The 19,575-nt window shown below is 52.1% G+C and carries 19 protein-coding genes and 1 pseudogene; 16 read left to right on the top strand and 4 right to left on the bottom strand.

The window, feature by feature from the left end:
* Positions 1-28 precede the first annotated feature (28 nt).
* A pseudogene (cas3, locus tag D9734_RS11905) lies at positions 29-1,872 on the top strand (CRISPR-associated helicase Cas3'); the annotation flags it as partial.
* Between the two features lie 234 nt (positions 1,873-2,106).
* On the opposite strand, the gene iap reads toward cas3, so the two are convergent.
* Positions 2,107-3,144, bottom strand: a complete 1,038-nt coding sequence (gene iap, locus D9734_RS11900) for an alkaline phosphatase isozyme conversion aminopeptidase (protein WP_130207664.1) — start codon at positions 3,142-3,144, stop codon at positions 2,107-2,109.
* Between the two features lie 250 nt (positions 3,145-3,394).
* On the opposite strand from iap, the gene cysD reads away from it, so the two are divergent.
* The 12 genes from cysD to rpoS all read left to right on the top strand — a co-directional run bounded on the left by cysD (position 3,395) and on the right by rpoS (position 13,168).
* On the top strand, positions 3,395-4,303 hold the full coding sequence (gene cysD / locus D9734_RS11895) for a sulfate adenylyltransferase subunit CysD (RefSeq protein WP_000372392.1): 909 nt from the start codon (positions 3,395-3,397) through the stop codon (positions 4,301-4,303).
* A 1-nt stretch (position 4,304) separates the two neighbouring features.
* The gene (cysN, locus tag D9734_RS11890) at positions 4,305-5,732 is read left to right on the top strand and encodes a sulfate adenylyltransferase subunit CysN (protein WP_130207663.1); all 1,428 of its coding nucleotides are present in this window, start codon (positions 4,305-4,307) and stop codon (positions 5,730-5,732) included.
* Complete coding sequence (cysC, locus tag D9734_RS11885; RefSeq protein WP_130208047.1) at positions 5,732-6,337, top strand: adenylyl-sulfate kinase; 606 nt, start codon at positions 5,732-5,734, stop codon at positions 6,335-6,337. Before cysN ends, cysC begins: the two co-directional genes overlap by 1 nt.
* 49 nt (positions 6,338-6,386) lie before the next feature.
* Positions 6,387-6,710: a DUF3561 family protein gene (locus tag D9734_RS11880; RefSeq protein ID WP_130207662.1), complete on the top strand. Its 324-nt coding sequence runs from the start codon at positions 6,387-6,389 to the stop codon at positions 6,708-6,710.
* A gap of 193 nt (positions 6,711-6,903) precedes the next feature.
* Entirely contained in the window at positions 6,904-7,215 is a 312-nt protein-coding gene (ftsB, locus tag D9734_RS11875; protein ID WP_000517476.1) for a cell division protein FtsB, read from the top strand.
* 18 nt (positions 7,216-7,233) lie between these two features.
* Positions 7,234-7,944, top strand: a complete 711-nt coding sequence (ispD, locus tag D9734_RS11870; RefSeq protein WP_130207661.1) for a 2-C-methyl-D-erythritol 4-phosphate cytidylyltransferase — start codon at positions 7,234-7,236, stop codon at positions 7,942-7,944.
* Complete coding sequence (gene ispF, locus D9734_RS11865) at positions 7,944-8,423, top strand: 2-C-methyl-D-erythritol 2,4-cyclodiphosphate synthase (protein WP_001219242.1); 480 nt, start codon at positions 7,944-7,946, stop codon at positions 8,421-8,423. Before ispD ends, ispF begins: the two co-directional genes overlap by 1 nt.
* Positions 8,420-9,469 (top strand): tRNA pseudouridine(13) synthase TruD, encoded by a 1,050-nt coding sequence (gene truD / locus D9734_RS11860; RefSeq protein WP_130207660.1) that lies wholly within the window; start codon positions 8,420-8,422, stop codon positions 9,467-9,469. The genes ispF and truD overlap by 4 nt, the downstream gene beginning before the upstream one ends.
* Positions 9,450-10,211 carry a 5'/3'-nucleotidase SurE gene (surE, locus tag D9734_RS11855; RefSeq protein WP_001516955.1) on the top strand — a complete coding sequence of 254 codons (762 nt, stop codon included), beginning with the start codon at positions 9,450-9,452 and terminating at the stop codon, positions 10,209-10,211. Before truD ends, surE begins: the two co-directional genes overlap by 20 nt.
* The gene (gene pcm, locus D9734_RS11850; protein WP_000254703.1) at positions 10,205-10,831 is read left to right on the top strand and encodes a protein-L-isoaspartate O-methyltransferase; all 627 of its coding nucleotides are present in this window, start codon (positions 10,205-10,207) and stop codon (positions 10,829-10,831) included. The genes surE and pcm overlap by 7 nt, the downstream gene beginning before the upstream one ends.
* Positions 10,832-11,024: 193 nt before the next feature.
* Positions 11,025-12,113, top strand: a complete 1,089-nt coding sequence (gene nlpD / locus D9734_RS11845; protein WP_240780284.1) for a murein hydrolase activator NlpD — start codon at positions 11,025-11,027, stop codon at positions 12,111-12,113.
* Positions 12,114-12,175: 62 nt separating this feature from the next.
* A complete protein-coding gene (rpoS, locus tag D9734_RS11840) occupies positions 12,176-13,168 on the top strand; it encodes an RNA polymerase sigma factor RpoS (protein ID WP_000081550.1) in 993 nt (330 codons plus the stop codon).
* A gap of 99 nt (positions 13,169-13,267) precedes the next feature.
* Here the strand turns inward: rpoS and D9734_RS11835 are convergent, their stop codons facing one another.
* Positions 13,268-13,675, bottom strand: a complete 408-nt coding sequence (locus tag D9734_RS11835) for a MarR family transcriptional regulator (protein WP_130207658.1) — start codon at positions 13,673-13,675, stop codon at positions 13,268-13,270.
* 146 nt (positions 13,676-13,821) lie between these two features.
* Here D9734_RS11835 and D9734_RS11830 point away from each other — a divergent pair, with 146 nt between their 5' ends.
* From D9734_RS11830 to D9734_RS11820, 3 genes are read left to right on the top strand one after another with little or no spacing between them, the layout of a single operon-like run.
* On the top strand, positions 13,822-14,415 hold the full coding sequence (locus tag D9734_RS11830) for a non-oxidative hydroxyarylic acid decarboxylases subunit B (RefSeq protein WP_130207656.1): 594 nt from the start codon (positions 13,822-13,824) through the stop codon (positions 14,413-14,415).
* Positions 14,415-15,842 (top strand): non-oxidative hydroxyarylic acid decarboxylases subunit C, encoded by a 1,428-nt coding sequence (locus tag D9734_RS11825; RefSeq protein ID WP_130207654.1) that lies wholly within the window; start codon positions 14,415-14,417, stop codon positions 15,840-15,842. Before D9734_RS11830 ends, D9734_RS11825 begins: the two co-directional genes overlap by 1 nt.
* A gap of 10 nt (positions 15,843-15,852) precedes the next feature.
* Positions 15,853-16,089, top strand: coding sequence for a non-oxidative hydroxyarylic acid decarboxylases subunit D (locus D9734_RS11820; RefSeq protein ID WP_130207652.1), 237 nt, complete (start codon positions 15,853-15,855; stop codon positions 16,087-16,089).
* A gap of 40 nt (positions 16,090-16,129) precedes the next feature.
* Here the strand turns inward: D9734_RS11820 and pphB are convergent, their stop codons facing one another.
* Together pphB and mutS are read right to left on the bottom strand one after the other, a co-directional pair.
* Positions 16,130-16,786: a protein-serine/threonine phosphatase gene (gene pphB, locus D9734_RS11815; protein ID WP_130207650.1), complete on the bottom strand. Its 657-nt coding sequence runs from the start codon at positions 16,784-16,786 to the stop codon at positions 16,130-16,132.
* A gap of 105 nt (positions 16,787-16,891) precedes the next feature.
* Entirely contained in the window at positions 16,892-19,453 is a 2,562-nt protein-coding gene (mutS, locus tag D9734_RS11810) for a DNA mismatch repair protein MutS (protein ID WP_130207648.1), read from the bottom strand.
* Positions 19,454-19,575 lie beyond the last annotated feature (122 nt).

Genomic DNA, 19,575 nt, shown 5'->3' with positions numbered 1-19,575 from the left:
GATATATATCACAGATAATTTTTAATATATGCGTAAATATCCTTTAAGTTTTACTGAAGGATAAAAAACATTGTGACTTTCTTTGATTTCTGGGGAAAAACCCGACGTGGCGAGAAAGAGGGTGGCGACGACTATCACCTTCTTTGCTGGCATTCGCTTGATGTAGCCGCAATGGGCTATTTAATGGTCAAAAGCAATTGCTTCGGGCTGGCTGACTATTTTCGTCAATTAGGTATTTCAGATAGGGAACAGGCGGCACAATTTTTCGCCTGGTTGCTGTGCTGGCACGATACTGGAAAATTTGCCCGCTCTTTTCAGCAACTTTACCTGCATCCACAACTCAAGGTTCCGGAAGGCGCCAGAAAGAATTACGAAAAGATCTCTCATTCAACGCTGGGCTATTGGTTATGGAATCATTATTTAATTGAATGTGAAGAGTTGCTTCCTTCCTCTTCACTCTCTTCCCGCAAACTTAAACGGGTAATAGCGATGTGGATGCCCATGAGCACGGGGCATCATGGTCGCCCACCTGACCGCATTGATGAACTGGCTAATTTTCTTCCTGAAGACAAAGCTGCCGCGCGAGATTTTCTCCTTGCAATTAAGCCACTGTTTCCGCGAATAGAGCTCCCCGCATTCTGGGATGATGACGAGGGCGTTGAACTTTTAAAACAACTTTCCTGGTATATCTCTGCAACCGTCGTACTCGCAGACTGGACGGGTTCGTCAACGCGGTTTTTTCCACGCGTCGCACGTGCTATGGATATTGAAGATTACTGGCAGAAAATTTTAGTTCAGGCTCAAAACGCATTAACCGTCTTTCCTCCAAAAGCAGAAACTGCACCTTTCACCGGAATTAATACGCTGTTTCCTTTTATTGAGCACCCGACACCGTTACAGCAAAAGGTGCTGGATCTGGATATCAGCCAGCCAGGGCCGCAGTTATTTATCCTGGAGGATGTAACCGGTGCAGGTAAAACAGAAGCGGCGCTTATCCTGGCGCACAGGTTGATGGCTGCGGGGAAAGCTCAGGGTTTGTTTTTTGGCTTGCCAACAATGGCAACGGCCAATGCTATGTACGATCGGCTGGTCAAAACCTGGCTTGCTTTCTATTTGCCTGAATCCCGCCCCAGCCTGGTGCTGGCACACAGTGCCCGCACATTAATGGACCGCTTTAATGAATCACTCTGGTCCGGTGATTTAGTCGGGTCAGAAGAACCGGATGAACAAGCGTTCAGTCAGGGATGTGCGGCTTGGTTTGCCGACAGTAACAAGAAGGCGCTACTGGCTGAAATTGGTGTCGGCACGCTGGATCAGGCGATGATGGCGGTGATGCCGTTTAAACATAATAATCTGCGGCTTCTGGGGTTGAGTAACAAAATCCTGCTGGCTGATGAGATCCACGCCTGTGACGCTTACATGTCGTGCATTCTTGAAGGGCTGATTGAGCGGCAGGCGCGTGGCGGAAACAGCGTCATTTTGCTTTCTGCCACGTTATCTCAACAGCAGCGTGACAAACTCGTCGCTGCCTTTGCGCGGGGTACAGAGGGCCAGCAAGAACCCCCGTTCCTGGAAAAGGATGATTACCCCTGGCTGACGCATGTCACGAAATCGGATGTGAATTCACACCGGGTAGCGACGCGCAAAGACGTTGAACGTAGCGTGAGCGTGGGTTGGCTCCATAGTGAACAAGAGTGTATTGCGCGTATCGAATCGGCGGTAAGTCAGGGGAAATGCATCGCCTGGATTCGGAATTCTGTCGATGACGCTATTAAGGTTTATCGTCAGTTACTTACCCGCGGTGTAATTCCTGCTTCCAGCCTTTCACTTTTTCATAGCCGCTTTGCTTTTAGCGATCGCCAGCGAATTGAAACGGTGTTCCCCGCGCCAGCGGGGATAAACCGTAAAGAAAGGCACCGATGAGGCGAATAGGTCCGTGTTCCCCGCGCCAGCGGGGATAAACCGCGCTGGAAATATTATCCAGTCTGGAAATTAATGTGTTCCGCGCGCCAGCAGGGATAAACCGAGCGGCAAGTAAAGATTTCGCGGGCTGCAAAAGTGTTCCCCGCGCCAGCGGGGAACTCCCAACTCCCATTTTCAACCCCATCAAGACGCCTTCGCCAGCTCCTTCACCAACGGTAACATTATCCGCATAACATCACGGCAGCGGCGTTCTATTCTTCCAGGAAGTGCCTTATCTATATGCTGTTGATTATCCAGTCTTACGTCATGCCAGCTATTTCCCGCAGGGAATGCGGCTGTTTTTGCTCGTTGCTGATAACCATCCTTATTCCCAAGATTCCAGTTTGTCGCTTCCACCGAAAGTACAGCAATGCCCGCTTTGTCGAATATTTCTGCGTCATTACAACACCCAGTGCCTTTCGGATAGTTTTTATTCAAACCTGGATTTGTGGTGGCGGCAATTCCATGACTGCGGGCAATTGCCAGCGCCCGGTCGCGCGTTAATTTCCTTACTGCTTCAGGTGTTTTTACGCCACTGTTGAAATACAGCTTATCGCCAACAATCAGATTATCGAGGTTAATCACCAATAAAGTATTTTTCTTTTCGGTATCACTCATGCGCTTGAGTAAATTCTCAGCACCTAATTTCCCTTCCTCTTCACCACTGGTGGCAATAAAACGAATCCCATACTCAGTCGGAATATCTTTCAGGCGTTCAGCCAGCTCCAGCATGACACCTAAACCTGCGGCATTATCATCCATTCCTTGTAACGTCAGCCCGCCGAGATTGGCATCTGCATCTGCGTCGCTCTGCGGGGCATAGGTATCCAGATGCGCCATAATGATGATCTGCTGCGGCGCTTTGCCTTCATGAGCGGCAATCACCGTACTTCCCGTCACGTTGTGCCAGTTTTTGCGGTTATCGCGTGCGGTATAAATATATCGGCTATTAAATGTTCGAATATCACTGCGGTAACCCATTTGCTGAAACTGTTGCCGAATATAATCGGCAGATAACATTTCTGCGGGTGTTCCGGTCATTCGTCCCGGAAAGAAAGTGGCAATATGTCGCGCCTGTGTATTGGCAAAATCACCAAGTTTAGGTGATGAGGCGTAAACGGGGAGAATAAAGCATACGCCGAGCGCCAGGGCAGCGGTACGGTGGCGCAATGCGGAAAACATAGTGAGTCCTTAAATACCATGCAAAATTTTTACCGCCATAGTATGAAACTGCCGCTGCGCTAAAACAATTTCAAATCTTCCTAAACGCCCGAAATTCGGTAGCTTAAGCACTTTTTGATATTTGCTTTGCCAAAGCGTTATTCCGTTAAGGAACTACTCATTCCAATTGGTAATTTCATTCGTTCTCCTGCGCTCCCTATAGTCGAAACATCTGATGGCAAGAAAATAGCGGTATTGCAAAGGAACGGTTATGGATCAAAAACGACTTACCCACCTACGACAGCTGGAGGCGGAAAGCATCCACATTATTCGCGAGGTGGCGGCAGAATTCTCAAATCCGGTGATGCTCTACTCCATCGGCAAAGATTCCAGCGTCATGCTGCATCTGGCGCGCAAGGCGTTTTATCCTGGTACGCTGCCGTTCCCACTGCTGCATGTCGATACCGGCTGGAAATTCCGCGAGATGTATGAGTTCCGCGATCGTACGGCGAAAGCTTACGGCTGCGAGTTGCTGGTACATAAAAACCCGGAAGGCGTGGCGATGGGGATTAACCCGTTCGTGCACGGCAGCGCCAAACATACCGACATTATGAAAACCGAAGGTTTGAAACAGGCGTTGAATAAATACGGTTTTGATGCCGCCTTCGGTGGTGCGCGCCGCGATGAAGAGAAGTCCCGCGCCAAAGAACGAATCTACTCTTTCCGTGACCGATTTCATCGCTGGGATCCGAAAAACCAGCGTCCGGAGTTGTGGCACAACTATAACGGGCAGATCAACAAAGGCGAAAGCATCCGCGTCTTCCCGCTCTCTAACTGGACCGAGCAGGATATCTGGCAATACATCTGGCTGGAAAATATCGACATTGTTCCACTGTATCTCGCCGCTGAACGTCCGGTTCTGGAACGCGACGGTATGTTGATGATGATTGATGACAACCGTATCGACCTGCAACCGGGCGAAGTGATTAAAAAACGGATGGTGCGCTTCCGCACGCTGGGCTGCTGGCCGCTGACCGGTGCGGTTGAGTCGAATGCACAAACGCTGCCGGAGATCATCGAAGAGATGCTGGTTTCCACCACCAGTGAACGTCAGGGGCGCGTGATTGACCGCGACCAGGCAGGCTCTATGGAGCTGAAAAAACGTCAGGGGTATTTTTAAGATGAACACCGCACTTGCACAACAAATCGCCAATGAAGGCGGCGTCGAAGCCTGGATGATTGCGCAACAACATAAAAGCCTGCTGCGTTTTCTGACCTGTGGTAGCGTCGATGACGGCAAAAGTACCCTGATTGGTCGCCTGCTGCACGATACCCGCCAAATCTACGAAGATCAGCTCTCATCGCTGCATAACGACAGTAAACGTCACGGCACCCAGGGCGAAAAACTGGATCTGGCGCTGCTGGTGGACGGCCTGCAAGCGGAACGCGAACAGGGCATCACAATCGATGTGGCTTATCGCTATTTCTCCACCGAGAAGCGTAAATTTATTATCGCCGATACCCCTGGGCACGAGCAGTACACCCGCAATATGGCGACTGGCGCGTCAACGTGTGAGCTGGCGATCTTATTGATCGACGCCCGTAAAGGCGTGCTCAATCAAACCCGTCGTCACAGTTTTATCTCCACGCTGTTGGGGATCAAACATCTGGTCGTAGCGATCAACAAAATGGATCTGGTGGATTACAGTGAAGAGACATTCACCCGCATTCGTGAAGACTACCTGACTTTTGCCGAACAATTGCCGGGCAATCTGGATATTCGCTTTGTGCCGCTCTCTGCGCTGGAAGGCGACAATGTAGCTTCGCAAAGTGAAAGAATGCCGTGGTACAGCGGCCCAACATTACTTGAAGTGCTGGAAACCGTGGAGATTCAGCGAGTGGTTGATGCCCAGCCGATGCGCTTCCCGGTTCAGTACGTTAACCGCCCTAATCTCGATTTTCGTGGCTACGCCGGAACGCTGGCTTCCGGCAGCGTGCAAGTCGGGCAACGTGTCAAAGTGCTGCCCTCTGGTGTGGAGTCAAGCATCGCGCGGATCGTCACTTTTGATGGCGATCGCGGAGAAGCTTTTGCTGGAGAAGCGATCACCCTGGTGCTGACGGACGAGATCGATATCAGCCGTGGCGATCTGCTGCTGACAGCAGATGAAGCGTTACCGGCAGTGCAGAGCGCGTCAGTTGATGTGGTATGGATGGCGGAGCAACCGCTTTCCCCTGGGCAGAGTTACGACATCAAAATCGCCGGTAAGAAGACGCGCGCCCGCGTTGATGGTATTCACTATCAGGTTGATATTAATAACCTTACCCAGCGTGAAGTTGAAAACCTGCCACTGAATGGGATCGGCCTCGTGGATCTCACCTTTGACGAGCCGTTGGTGTTAGATCGTTATCAACAAAATCCGGTGACGGGTGGGCTGATTTTTATCGATCGCCTGAGCAACGTGACTGTTGGTGCCGGTATGGTGCATGAGCCGAAAAACGAGGCCGCCGTTGCGCCGTCGGAATTTAGCGCATTCGAGCTGGAGCTGAATGCGTTAGTACGCCGCCACTTCCCGCACTGGGGAGCGCGCGATTTACTGGGAGGTAAATGATGGCGCTGCATGACGAAAACGTCGTCTGGCATAGCCATCCGGTTACTGCACAACAACGCGAGCACCACCACGGTCATCGAGGTGTTGTGCTGTGGTTTACCGGCCTCTCTGGTTCCGGTAAATCAACGGTCGCGGGGGCGCTGGAGGAGGCGTTACATAAACTTGGCGTCAGTACATATTTACTGGATGGCGACAATGTCCGCCACGGTTTATGCAGCGATCTCGGTTTTAGCGATGCCGATCGCAAAGAAAATATCCGTCGGGTCGGTGAGGTGGCGAATTTAATGGTCGAAGCCGGACTGGTGGTGCTGACGGCGTTTATCTCACCACACCGCGCCGAACGGCAGATGGTTCGCGAACGTGTAGGAGAAGGGCGGTTTATCGAAGTGTTTGTCGATACGCCGCTGGCGATTTGTGAGTCTCGCGATCCAAAAGGCTTATATAAAAAAGCACGCGCTGGTGAACTGCGTAACTTTACCGGAATAGATTCCGTTTACGAAGCGCCTGAATCGGCAGAAATTCATCTCAATGGTGAACAATTAGTAACAAATTTGGTTCAGCAATTATTAGATCTACTGAGACAGAACGATATTATCAGATCCTGAGACACCACCGGGTTTTCATGCCCGGTTCGTCAAAGTAACAGGATCTGATATGCGTAATAGCCATAACATTACACTAACAAATAGTGATAGCCTTACCGAGGATGAAGAAACCACATGGTCGCTACCAGGGGCCGTGGTCGGTTTTGTGTCCTGGCTGTGTGCACTGGCGATTCCGATGTTGATTTATGGCTCTAACACGCTGTTTTTATTTATCTACACCTGGCCTTTCTTTCTGGCGCTGATGCCTGTTGCGGTGGTGGTAGGTATTGCGCTGCATTCCTTGATGGACGGGAAATTACGCTACAGTATTGTTTTCACTTTTATCACCGTTGGCATTATGTTTGGTGCACTGTTTATGTGGTTGTTGGGCTAATCTGTTCTTTCCTGTTCATTCTGTCCATAATTCAAACCGTAACCAATAATGAGATTATGTTCTGCGCGCCCTGGGTATACGTAACAGTGGACAAATGTGGTACATTTGCCCGCGTTGTCGCGGTATCCCCAACAGAGGATGTAGAGTCGTCTTCGGATGCATGGGATGAGGATGCCGTTTTTCAGGGGGCAGGATGGGTAAACTAACGCTGCTGTTGCTGGCTATTCTGGTCTGGCTACAGTATTCGCTGTGGTTCGGTAAGAACGGTATACATGACTATACCCGCGTCAATGATGATGTGGCGGCACAGCAAGCTACAAACGCGAAACTTAAAGCGCGAAACGATCAGCTTTTTGCCGAAATTGACGATCTCAATGGCGGCCAGGAGGCGCTCGAAGAGCGTGCGCGTAATGAACTCAGCATGACCAGGCCGGGCGAAACTTTTTATCGTCTGGTGCCTGACGCGTCGAAGCGCGCGCAGTCTGCGGGGCAAAACAATCGATAAAACAGCCCAGGAATTAACATGGCAACCACTCATTTGGATGTTTGCGCCGTGGTTCCGGCGGCCGGATTTGGCCGCCGAATGCAAACGGAATGTCCTAAGCAATATCTCTCAATCGGTAATAAAACCATTCTTGAACACTCGGTGCATGCGCTGCTGGCGCATCCCCGGGTGACGCGTGTCGTCATTGCAATAAGCCCTGGCGATAACCGCTTTGCTCAACTTCCTCTGGCGAATCATCCGCAAATCACCGTTGTTGCTGGTGGTGAAGAGCGTGCTAATTCCGTGCTGGCAGGTCTGAATGCCGCTGGCGATGCGCAGTGGGTGTTAGTGCATGACGCCGCTCGCCCTTGTCTGCATCAGGATGACCTCGCGCGCCTGTTGGCGTTGAGTGAAACCAGCCGCACGGGAGGGATCCTCGCCGCGCCGGTGCGCGATACGATGAAACGCGCCGAGCCAGGCAAAAATGCCATTGCTCACACCGTTGATCGCAACGGCTTATGGCACGCGCTTACGCCACAATTTTTCCCTCGTGAGCTGTTACATGACTGCCTGACACGCGCTTTAAATGAAGGCGCTACCATTACTGACGAAGCCTCAGCGCTGGAATACTGCGGTTTTCATCCGCAGCTTGTCGAGGGCCGAGCGGATAACATTAAAGTCACGCGCCCGGAAGATTTGGCGCTTGCCGAGTTTTACCTCACCCGAACCATCCATCAGGAGAATACATAATGCGAATTGGACACGGTTTTGATGTTCACGCCTTTGGCGGCGAAGGCCCAATTATCATTGGTGGCGTGCGCATCCCTTATGAAAAAGGGCTGCTGGCACATTCTGATGGCGACGTGGCGCTGCACGCGCTGACCGATGCATTACTTGGTGCAGCGGCGCTGGGGGATATCGGCAAGCTATTCCCGGATACCGATCCGGCATTTAAAGGCGCTGACAGCCGCGAGCTGCTACGCGAAGCCTGGCGACGCATTCAGGCGAAGGGCTATACCCTCGGCAACGTCGATGTCACTATCATCGCTCAGGCACCGAAGATGCTGCCGCACATTCCACAAATGCGCGTGTTTATTGCCGAAGATCTCGGCTGCCATATGGATGATGTTAACGTGAAAGCCACTACTACGGAAAAACTCGGATTTACCGGACGTGGGGAAGGGATTGCCTGTGAAGCGGTGGCGCTACTCATTAAGGCAACAAAATGATTGAATTTGATAATCTCACTTACCTCCACGGCAAACCGCAAGGAACCGGGCTGCTGAAAGCTAACCCGGAAGATTTTGTAGTGGTGGAAGATTTAGGCTTTGAGCCTGATGGTGAAGGTGAGCATATCCTGGTGCGGATCCTCAAAAACGGCTGCAATACCCGTTTTGTGGCCGACGCACTGGCGAAATTCCTGAAAATTCATGCTCGCGAAGTCAGTTTCGCCGGGCAGAAAGACAAACACGCCGTTACGGAACAGTGGTTATGCGCTCGGGTACCGGGCAAAGAGATGCCTGATCTAAGTGCGTTTCAACTGGAAGGCTGCCAGGTGCTGGAGTATGCACGCCACAAGCGCAAACTGCGTTTAGGGGCGCTGAAAGGCAACGCTTTTACCCTGGTGCTGCGAGAAGTGAGCAATCGTGATGACGTTGAACAGCGACTGATCGATATTTGCGTGAAAGGTGTACCGAATTACTTTGGCGCGCAACGTTTTGGTATTGGCGGTAGTAACTTGCAGGGTGCGTTGCGCTGGGCGCAAACCAATACTCCGGTGCGCGATCGCAATAAGCGTAGTTTTTGGTTGTCGGCAGCTCGTAGTGCGTTGTTTAATCAGATTGTTGCTGAGCGTCTCAAAAAAGCAGAAGTTAATCAGGTTGTTGACGGTGATGCGCTACAATTAGCCGGGCGCGGCAGCTGGTTTGTTGCCACGAATGAAGAACTGGCGGAATTACAGCGTCGCGTGAACGATAAAGAGCTGTTAATTACCGCTGCAATGCCGGGTAGCGGCGAATGGGGAACCCAGCGTGAGGCGCTGGCATTCGAACAAGCAGCTGTCGCCGGAGAAACGGAATTACAAGCCTTACTGCTGCGCGAAAAAGTTGAGGCGGCGCGCAGAGCGATGCTGTTATATCCGCAACAATTAAGCTGGAACTGGTGGGATGACGTCACCGTCGAAATCCGTTTCTGGCTTCCGGCAGGAAGCTTTGCAACCAGCGTTGTCAGGGAACTTATCAACACAACAGGTGATTATGCGCATATTGCTGAGTAATGATGACGGGGTACATGCACCCGGTATACAAACGCTGGCGAAAGCTCTGCGTGAGTTTGCTGACGTTCAGGTGGTCGCCCCCGATCGTAATCGCAGCGGCGCTTCAAATTCTCTAACGCTGGAATCCTCCCTGCGCACGTTTACCTTTGAAAATGGTGATATCGCCGTGCAAATGGGAACCCCGACCGATTGTGTCTATCTTGGCGTGAATGCTCTGATGCGTCCGCGCCCGGATATTGTGGTTTCGGGTATTAACGCCGGGCCGAATCTGGGTGATGATGTTATTTATTCCGGCACGGTAGCCGCCGCGATGGAAGGCCGTCATTTAGGCTTTCCGGCACTGGCCGTTTCACTTGACGGGCATAAACATTACGACACTGCTGCAGCGGTCACCTGTTCCATTTTGCGTGCACTGTGTAAAGAGCCGCTGCGTACCGGACGTATTCTCAATATCAACGTACCTGATTTACCGCTGGATCAGATTAAAGGTATCCGCGTGACTCGCTGCGGTACACGACATCCGGCAGATCAAGTGATTCCGCAGCAGGATCCGCGCGGTAATACGCTGTACTGGATTGGCCCGCCGGGCGGTAAGTGTGATGCCGGTCCGGGGACCGATTTTGCTGCGGTAGATGAAGGCTACGTCTCCATCACGCCGCTGCATGTGGATTTAACCGCGCACAACGCGCAAGATGTGGTTTCAGACTGGTTAAACAGCGTGGGAGTTGGCACGCAATGGTAAGCAGACGCGTACAAGCACTTCTGGATCAATTACGTGCGCAAGGTATTCAGGATGAGCAGGTGCTTAATGCACTTGCTGCCGTGCCGCGTGAAAAATTCATCGATGAAGCGTTTGAACAAAAAGCCTGGGACAATATCGCATTGCCGATAGGTCAGGGGCAGACAATTTCGCAGCCGTATATGGTGGCGCGAATGACTGAATTACTTGAACTGACGCCGCAGTCGCGAGTGCTGGAGATCGGCACTGGTTCAGGATATCAAACAGCAATTCTGGCACATCTTGTCCAGCATGTATGCTCGGTCGAGCGGATTAAAGGGTTGCAGTGGCAGGCGCGCAGGCGTCTGAAAAATCTTGATTTACACAATGTTTCAACCCGTCACGGCGATGGATGGCAAGGTTGGCAAGCACGTGCGCCGTTTGACGCTATCATTGTAACGGCTGCACCGCCCGAAATTCCGACAGCGTTAATGACGCAACTGGACGAAGGCGGCATTCTCGTCTTACCCGTAGGGGAAGAGCACCAGTATTTAAAGCGGGTGCGTCGTCGGGGAGGCGAATTTATTATCGACACCGTGGAGGCTGTGCGCTTTGTTCCCTTAGTAAAGGGGGAGCTGGCTTAGCGCGTGAGGAAAATACCTGGAATTTTCCTGGTTATTTTGCAGCAGGTCAGCGTATCGTGAACATCTTTTCCAGTGTTCAGTAGAGTGCCTTGCACGGTAATTATGTCACTGGTTATTAACCAATTTTTTTCCTGGGGGATAAATGAGCGCGGGAAGCCCAAAATTCACCGTTCGCCGTATTGCGGCTTTGTCACTGGTTTCGCTATGGTTGGCTGGCTGTTCTGACACTTCAAATCCACCGGCACCTGTCAGCTCCGTCAATGGCAATGCACCTGCAAATACCAATTCTGGTATGTTGATTACGCCGCCACCGAAGATGGGGACGACGTCTACAACGCAGCAACCGCAAATTCAGCCGGTACAACAGCCACAAATTCAATCGGCTCAACAGCCGCAAATCCAACCGGTACAGCCTGTTGCCCAGCAACCGGTGCAAATGGAAAACGGACGCATCGTCTATAACCGTCAGTACGGAAATATTCCGAAAGGCAGTTATAGCGGCAGTACTTACACCGTGAAAAAAGGCGACACGCTTTTCTATATCGCCTGGATTACCGGTAACGACTTCCGTGACCTTGCCCAACGCAACAATATTCAGGCGCCTTACGCTCTGAACGTAGGTCAGACCTTACAGGTGGGGAATGCTTCCGGTACGCCAATCACTGGCGGAAATGCCATTACCCAGGCCGACGCAGCAGAGCAAGGAGTTGTGATCAAGTCTGCACAAAATTCCACCGTTGCTGTTGCGTCGCAACCGACAATTACGTATTCTGAATCTTCGGGTGAACAGAGTGCTAACAAAATGTTGCCGAACAACAAGCCAACTGCGACCACGGTCACAGCGCCTGTAACGGTACCAACAGCAAGCACAACCGAGCCAACTGTCAGCAGTACAACAACCAGTACGCCGATCTCCACCTGGCGCTGGCCGACTGAGGGCAAAGTGATTGAAACCTTTGGTGCTTCTGAGGGAGGCAACAAGGGGATTGATATCGCAGGTAGCAAAGGACAGGCAATTATCGCGACCGCAGATGGCCGCGTTGTTTATGCCGGTAATGCGCTGCGCGGCTACGGTAATCTGATTATCATCAAACATAATGATGATTACCTGAGTGCCTACGCCCATAACGACACAATGCTGGTCCGGGAACAACAAGAAGTTAAGGCGGGGCAAAAAATAGCGACCATGGGTAGCACCGGAACCAGTTCAACACGCTTGCATTTTGAAATTCGTTACAAGGGGAAATCCGTAAACCCGCTGCGTTATTTGCCGCAGCGATAAATCGGCGGAACTAGGCTTTTGCTTGAATGTTCCGTCAAGGGATCACGGGTAGGAGCCACCTTATGAGTCAGAATACGCTGAAAGTTCATGATTTAAATGAAGACGCGGAATTTGATGAGAATGGAGTTGAGGTTTTTGACGAAAAGGCCTTAGTTGAAGAGGAACCCAGTGATAACGATTTGGCCGAAGAGGAGCTGTTATCGCAGGGCGCAACACAGCGTGTGCTGGACGCGACTCAGCTTTATCTTGGTGAGATTGGTTATTCGCCACTGTTAACGGCCGAAGAAGAAGTTTATTTTGCGCGTCGCGCACTGCGTGGTGATGTCGCCTCTCGCCGCCGGATGATCGAGAGTAACTTGCGTCTGGTGGTAAAAATTGCCCGCCGTTATGGCAATCGTGGTCTGGCGCTGCTGGACCTTATCGAAGAGGGTAACCTGGGGCTGATCCGCGCGGTTGAGAAGTTTGACCCGGAACGTGGTTTCCGCTTCTCAACTTACGCAACCTGGTGGATTCGCCAGACGATCGAACGGGCCATCATGAACCAAACCCGTACTATTCGTTTGCCGATTCACATAGTAAAGGAGCTGAACGTTTACCTGCGAACCGCACGTGAGTTGTCCCATAAGCTGGACCACGAACCGAGTGCGGAAGAGATCGCAGAGCAACTGGATAAGCCAGTTGATGACGTCAGCCGTATGCTTCGTCTTAACGAGCGCATTACCTCGGTAGACACCCCATTGGGTGGTGATTCCGAAAAAGCGTTGCTGGATATCCTGGCCGATGAAAAAGAGAACGGTCCGGAAGACACCACGCAAGATGACGATATGAAACAAAGCATCGTCAAATGGCTGTTCGAACTGAACGCCAAGCAGCGTGAAGTGCTGGCACGTCGATTCGGTTTGCTGGGGTACGAAGCGGCAACACTGGAAGATGTAGGTCGTGAAATTGGCCTCACCCGTGAACGTGTTCGCCAGATTCAGGTTGAAGGCCTGCGTCGTCTGCGTGAGATTTTGCAGACTCAGGGGCTGAATATCGAAGCGCTGTTCCGCGAATAAGCAAGCATCTGTCAGAAAGGCCAGTCTCATATGAGGCTGGCCTTTTTCTTTTGTATAGGGAGTTGGTGTGTTTTGTCGCCTGGATAAGATGCGACAGCGTTATGTGTTCATCATTTTTCGCACCAGCTGCATAAACAGCTCTTGCTCATCTCTACTCAAACGCCCCAAAAATTCTTCATCCACGCCGTCACCAATGGGGATAGCTGCCGCAAGTACCTTTTCTCCTTCGGCAGTCAGCCAGACAAAGCGACGCCGCTTATCGATGGTGTCATGCTCTCGTCTGACCAGGCCACGATTTTCCATTCTTGCCAACATTTCCGCCAGCGTTGCCTTTGTGCTGACAGCTGCTTCTATCAGCGCAACCTGCTCTATACCGGGGTGTTCAGCAATAGCGCGCATCACCGCATACTGCGGTTTGGTCAGATCAGGTAACTCATGCTGCCAGCGAGACGTGTGCTGCTGAAAAAGCTGTCGTAACTGATGGAACGCTTTATTTCGTAACGCCATGTAAACTCCGGGCTAATTCTCTGCCGTTATCATAGCGGTTTTTTAGTGACGAAGAAGATGTTGTTACTTTTCCGCACTTGCCGCTACGTGAATAGAAGGGTATGTTAATAATAACGTTCGTGTACGAACAATTAAGGGAATAAAAAATGAGACTGATCGTCGGGATGACTGGGGCTACAGGTGCGCCTCTTGGTGTGGCATTACTGCAAGCACTAAAGAAGATGTCCGGTGTTGAAACACATCTTGTGATGTCGAAGTGGGCGAAAACCACCATTGAACTGGAAACGCCCTACAGCGTCCACGATGTCGCGGCCCTGGCAGACTATTGCCATAACCCGGCGGATCAGGCGGCGACTATCTCCTCAGGTTCCTTTCGTACCGATGGCATGATCGTTATTCCGTGCAGCATGAAGACGCTGGCTGGTATTCGTGCTGGCTATGCCGATGGGCTGGTGGGGCGCGCAGCTGATGTTGTTCTCAAAGAAGGGCGCAAGCTGGTGCTGGTGCCGCGTGAAATGCCGCTCAGTACTATCCACCTTGAAAATATGCTCGCGCTTTCCCGTATGGGCGTGGCGATGATACCGCCCATGCCTGCCTTCTATAACCATCCCGAAACGGTAGATGACATTGTCCACCACGTGGTTGCCCGCGTGATGGATCAGTTTGGCCTCGAACATCCTCAAGCCAGGCGCTGGCAAGGATTGCCGCAGTCCGGGAGTTTTTCTCTGGAGAATGAATAATGGCTTTTGATGATTTACGCAGCTTTTTACAGGTACTTGACGACCAGGGGCAATTGCTGAAAATCAGTGAAGAGGTTAACGCCGAGCCAGATCTGGCCGCTGCTGCCAACGCCACCGGGCGTATCGGCGACGGCGCACCCGCGCTGTGGTTTGATAATATTCGCGGCTTTACCGATGCTCGCGTGGCGATGAACACCATTGGGTCCTGGCAGAACCACGCGATTTCCCTCGGCCTGCCGCCGAACACGCCGGTTAAAAAACAGATTGATGAGTTTATCCGCCGCTGGGATAACTTCCCGATTGCCCCGGAGCGCCGCGCCAATCCAGCCTGGGCGCAGAATACCGTTGATGGCGACGAGATCAACCTGTTCGATATCCTGCCGCTGTTTCGTTTAAACGATGGCGATGGCGGTTTCTATCTCGACAAAGCGTGCGTGGTTTCCCGCGATCCGCTCGACCCGGATAACTTCGGCAAGCAGAACGTCGGCATCTACCGCATGGAAGTGAAGGGCAAGCGAAAGCTCGGCCTGCAACCGGTGCCGATGCACGATATCGCCCTGCATCTACATAAAGCAGAAGAGCGCGGTGAAGATCTGCCGATAGCCATCACGCTCGGTAACGATCCGATCATCACGCTGATGGGGGCCACGCCGCTGAAATACGATCAGTCTGAGTATGAAATGGCAGGCGCGCTGCGTGAAAGCCCGTACCCGATCGCCACCGCCCCGCTGACCGGTTTTGATGTGCCGTGGGGTTCAGAAGTGATCCTCGAAGGGGTCATCGAAAGCCGTAAACGCGAAATCGAAGGGCCGTTCGGTGAGTTTACCGGACACTACTCCGGCGGGCGTAACATGACCGTGGTGCGCATCGATAAAGTCTCTTACCGCACCAGGCCGATTTTCGAATCGCTGTACCTCGGCATGCCGTGGACCGAAATCGACTACCTGATGGGGCCAGCCACCTGCGTACCGCTGTATCAACAACTGAAAGCCGAGTTCCCGGAAGTGCAGGCGGTGAACGCCATGTACACCCACGGCCTGCTGGCGATAATCTCCACCAAAAAACGCTACGGCGGCTTTGCCCGCGCGGTGGGCCTGCGTGCGATGACCACGCCGCACGGTCTGGGCTATGTGAAGATGGTGATTATGGTCGATGAAGACGTTGATCCGTTCAACCTGCCGCAGGTGATGTGGGCGCTCTCGTCGAAAGTGAACCCGGCGGGCGACCTGGTGCAGTTGCCGAATATGTCCGTGCTGGAACTTGACCCAGGCTCAAGTCCGGCGGGGATCACCGACAAGTTGATTATCGACGCCACCACGCCTGTCGCCCCGGACAACCGTGGTCACTACAGCCAGCCGGTGGTGGATTTACCGGAAACTAAAGCCTGGGCTGAAAAACTGACCGCTATGCTGGCCGCACGTAAATAAGGAGAACAAGATGATTTGTCCACGTTGTGCCGATGAACAGATTGAAGTGATGGCGAAATCGCCGGTGAAAGATGTCTGGACGGTCTACCAGTGCCAGCATTGCCTTTATACCTGGCGCGATACCGAACCGCTTCGCCGCACCAGCCGTGAACATTATCCGGAGGCGTTCCGTATGACGCAAAAAGATATTGATGACGCGCCGATGGTGCCGAGCATTCCGCCGCTGCTGGCGACAGATAAGCGTTAATAAAAAATGCCGGGTAGAGGATTTACTTTACCCGGCTACGTTATTTAATTTTATAAAACGACAGGCGTCCGCTTTTCGGCGATCCGGTATCAATGTAAATCTGGTTAGCGAACGTCTGAATGTTATCAAACATCATATGTCCAAATATAAAATAGTCAGCGCCGTTTATTTCTTCTAACTCGCCATTAAGCGATTTCTGCACACGATCAACAGGCCAGAGTAATTCGCTTTCCGCTATTTCTTTGCCAAAGAGATATTCATTTCCCGGATAATCTGCATGTGCGATGACATATTTTATTATGTCGTTAGTGATTTCAATAATATGCGGGAGCTGATGGAATTTCAGTAACAGATTTATTGCCTCTTGTTGTTCCGTATCATTTAAATCGAAAAACCAGTCACCGCCGCTGGCTAACCACATATTACCATCACCTGTAGCGAACGCATCAAGCGCCATCGCTTCGTGGTTGCCTTTTACGGTGTTAAACCAGGGCTGGTTTAACAGGCGCAACACATTAAGACTCTCCGGCCCACGATCAATGTTATCGCCGACGGAAATAAGTAAGTCTGTTTCAGTGCAAAATGATAATTGATGTAAACGGGATTGTAATAATTGATAATCCCCATGAATATCACCAACGGCCCATATATGGCGATAGTGATGGGCATTGATTTTTTGATAGCGTGTAGATGGCATGGTTTTACCCTGTAAAATAATATCTACTATTATACAGGGTATTTTTATTTGATTTGTCAGTTGTCGTTAATATTCCCGATAGCAAAAGACTATCGGGAATTATTTTTACACCAAACTTTTCAACCGATAAATCCACTCTAACGCCTGACGCGGGGTGAGTGAATCTGGATCAAGATTTTCCAGAGCTTCGACCGCAGGCGAAGTTTCTTCTGGTACTGATAGCAAAGACATTTGCGTACCATCCACCTGCGTAGCGGCGGCATTTGGTGAAATGCTTTCCAGCTCGCGCAGTTTTTGCCGCGCGCGTTTGATCACCTCTTTCGGCACGCCTGCTAGCGCAGCAACCGCCAGGCCGTAGCTTTTGCTCGCCGCGCCGTCCTGCACGCTGTGCATAAAGGCGATGGTGTCGCCGTGCTCCAGCGCATCGAGGTGCACGTTGGCGACGCCTTCCATTTTCTCCGGTAGTTGAGTCAGCTCGAAGTAGTGGGTGGCAAACAGCGTCAATGCCTTAATCTTATTCGCCAGATTTTCCGCGCACGCCCATGCTAGTGACAGACCATCGTAAGTGGACGTCCCGCGTCCAATCTCATCCATCAACACCAGACTGTACTCGGTGGCGTTATGCAGAATATTAGCGGTTTCGGTCATCTCCACCATAAAGGTTGAACGCCCGGATGCCAGATCGTCCGCCGCGCCCACACGGGTAAAGATACGGTCAATCGGGCCAATCTCGACTTTTTGTGCCGGTACATAGCTGCCGATATAGGCCATCAGCGCAATCAGTGCGGTCTGGCGCATATAGGTACTTTTACCGCCCATATTCGGGCCAGTAATGATTAACATGCGACGCTGTGGCGACAGATTCAGCGGGTTAGCGATAAACGGCTCATTCAGTACCTGTTCAACCACCGGATGGCGGCCTTCGGTAATGCGAATGCCAGGTTTATCAATAAAGGTCGGGCAGGTGTAGTTCAGGGTATAGGCCCGTTCTGCCAGGTTCACCAGCACGTCGAGTTCTGCCAGCGCGCTCGCGCTCTGTTGCAGCGCTTCCAGATGCGGCAACAGCAGGTCGAACAACTCTTCATAAAGCTGTTTTTCCAGTGCTAGTGCTTTGCCTTTTGAAGTGAGGACTTTGTCTTCGTACTCTTTCAGCTCTGGAATAATGTAACGTTCAGCGTTTTTCAGCGTCTGGCGGCGCATATAGTTGATTGGCGCCAGATGGCTTTGCCCACGGCTGATCTGAATGTAATAACCATGAACCGCGTTAAAGCCGACTTTCAGCGTGTCCAGGCCGGTACGTTCACGCTCGCGGATTTCCAGACGCTCCAGATAATCGGTCGCGCCGTCAGCCAGCGCCCGCCACTCATCCAGTTCTTCGTTATAGCCTGGTGCGATAACACCACCGTCGCGTACCAAGACCGGCGGCGTGTCGATGATTGCGCGCTCCAGCAGATCGCGCAGCTCGGCAAACTCGCCCATCTTCTCACGTAGCGCCTGCACCGGTGCACTATCGACAGTTTCTAACTGCGCGCGCAGTTCCGGCAGTTGCTGGAAGGCGTGGCGCATACGAGCCAGATCGCGCGGGCGAGCAGTACGCAACGCCAGGCGTGCCAGAATACGTTCCAGGTCGCCCACCTGACGCAGCACAGGCTGTAACTCAGCGGTAAAATCCTGCAATGCGCCAATAGTTTGCTGGCGCTCTAGTAACACGCGGGTATCGCGCACTGGCATATGCAGCCAGCGTTTCAGCATACGGCTACCCATCGGCGTGACGGTGCAATCAAGCACAGAAGCCAGAGTATTTTCCGCACCGCCTGCCAGGTTCTGGGTAATTTCCAGATTACGGCGCGTCGCGGCATCCATAATGATGCTGTCCTGCTCACGTTCCATGGTGATAGAACGAATATGCGGCAGAGTCGTACGTTGGGTATCTTTCGCATACTGCAACAGGCAACCGGCAGCACAAAGCCCGCGTGGCGCGTTCTCGACGCCGAAACCAATCAGATCACGAGTGCCAAATTGCAGGTTCAACTGCTGGCGCGCGGTGTCGATTTCAAACTCCCACAGCGGGCGACGACGCAGGCCGCGACGACCTTCAATCAGCGACATCTCGGCGAAATCTTCTGCATACAGCAGCTCTGCCGGATTGGTGCGTTGCAGCTCTGCCGCCATCGTTTCGCGGTCAGCCGGTTCGCTCAGACGAAAACGCCCGGAGCTGATATCCAGCGTCGCATAGCCAAAACCTTTGCTGTCCTGCCAGATAGCCGCCAGCAGGTTATCCTGGCGCTCTTGCAACAGGGCTTCATCACTGATAGTCCCCGGCGTGACGATACGGACAACCTTGCGCTCAACCGGCCCTTTGCTGGTTGCAGGATCGCCAATCTGTTCGCATATAGCGACGGACTCGCCCTGATTCACCAGTTTGGCGAGATAGTTTTCCACTGCATGGTAGGGAATACCCGCCATCGGGATCGGCTCGCCCGCAGACGCGCCGCGTTTGGTCAGCGAAATATCCAGCAGCTGCGACGCCCGTTTTGCGTCGTCATAAAACAGCTCGTAAAAGTCACCCATCCGGTAGAACAGCAGGATCTCCGGATGCTGGGCTTTCAGCTTGAGATACTGCTGCATCATTGGTGTATGGGCGTCGAAATTTTCTATTACACTCATGGAATTAGATCCGGTTCCCTGATGTTAAATGTAGTGTGATGGTTTTTATTTTCGTTGTAATCACATAAGGCGCACATGATACCGGAGTTAATCATTTCAGGGGAAGACGCGAAAGGTCAGTT

Origin of the sequence: Escherichia sp. E14S1 (genome assembly GCF_004211995.1) — a bacterium.
Lineage (GTDB): Bacteria > Pseudomonadota > Gammaproteobacteria > Enterobacterales > Enterobacteriaceae > Escherichia.
This window is presented reverse-complemented; position numbering and strand designations above follow the sequence as displayed.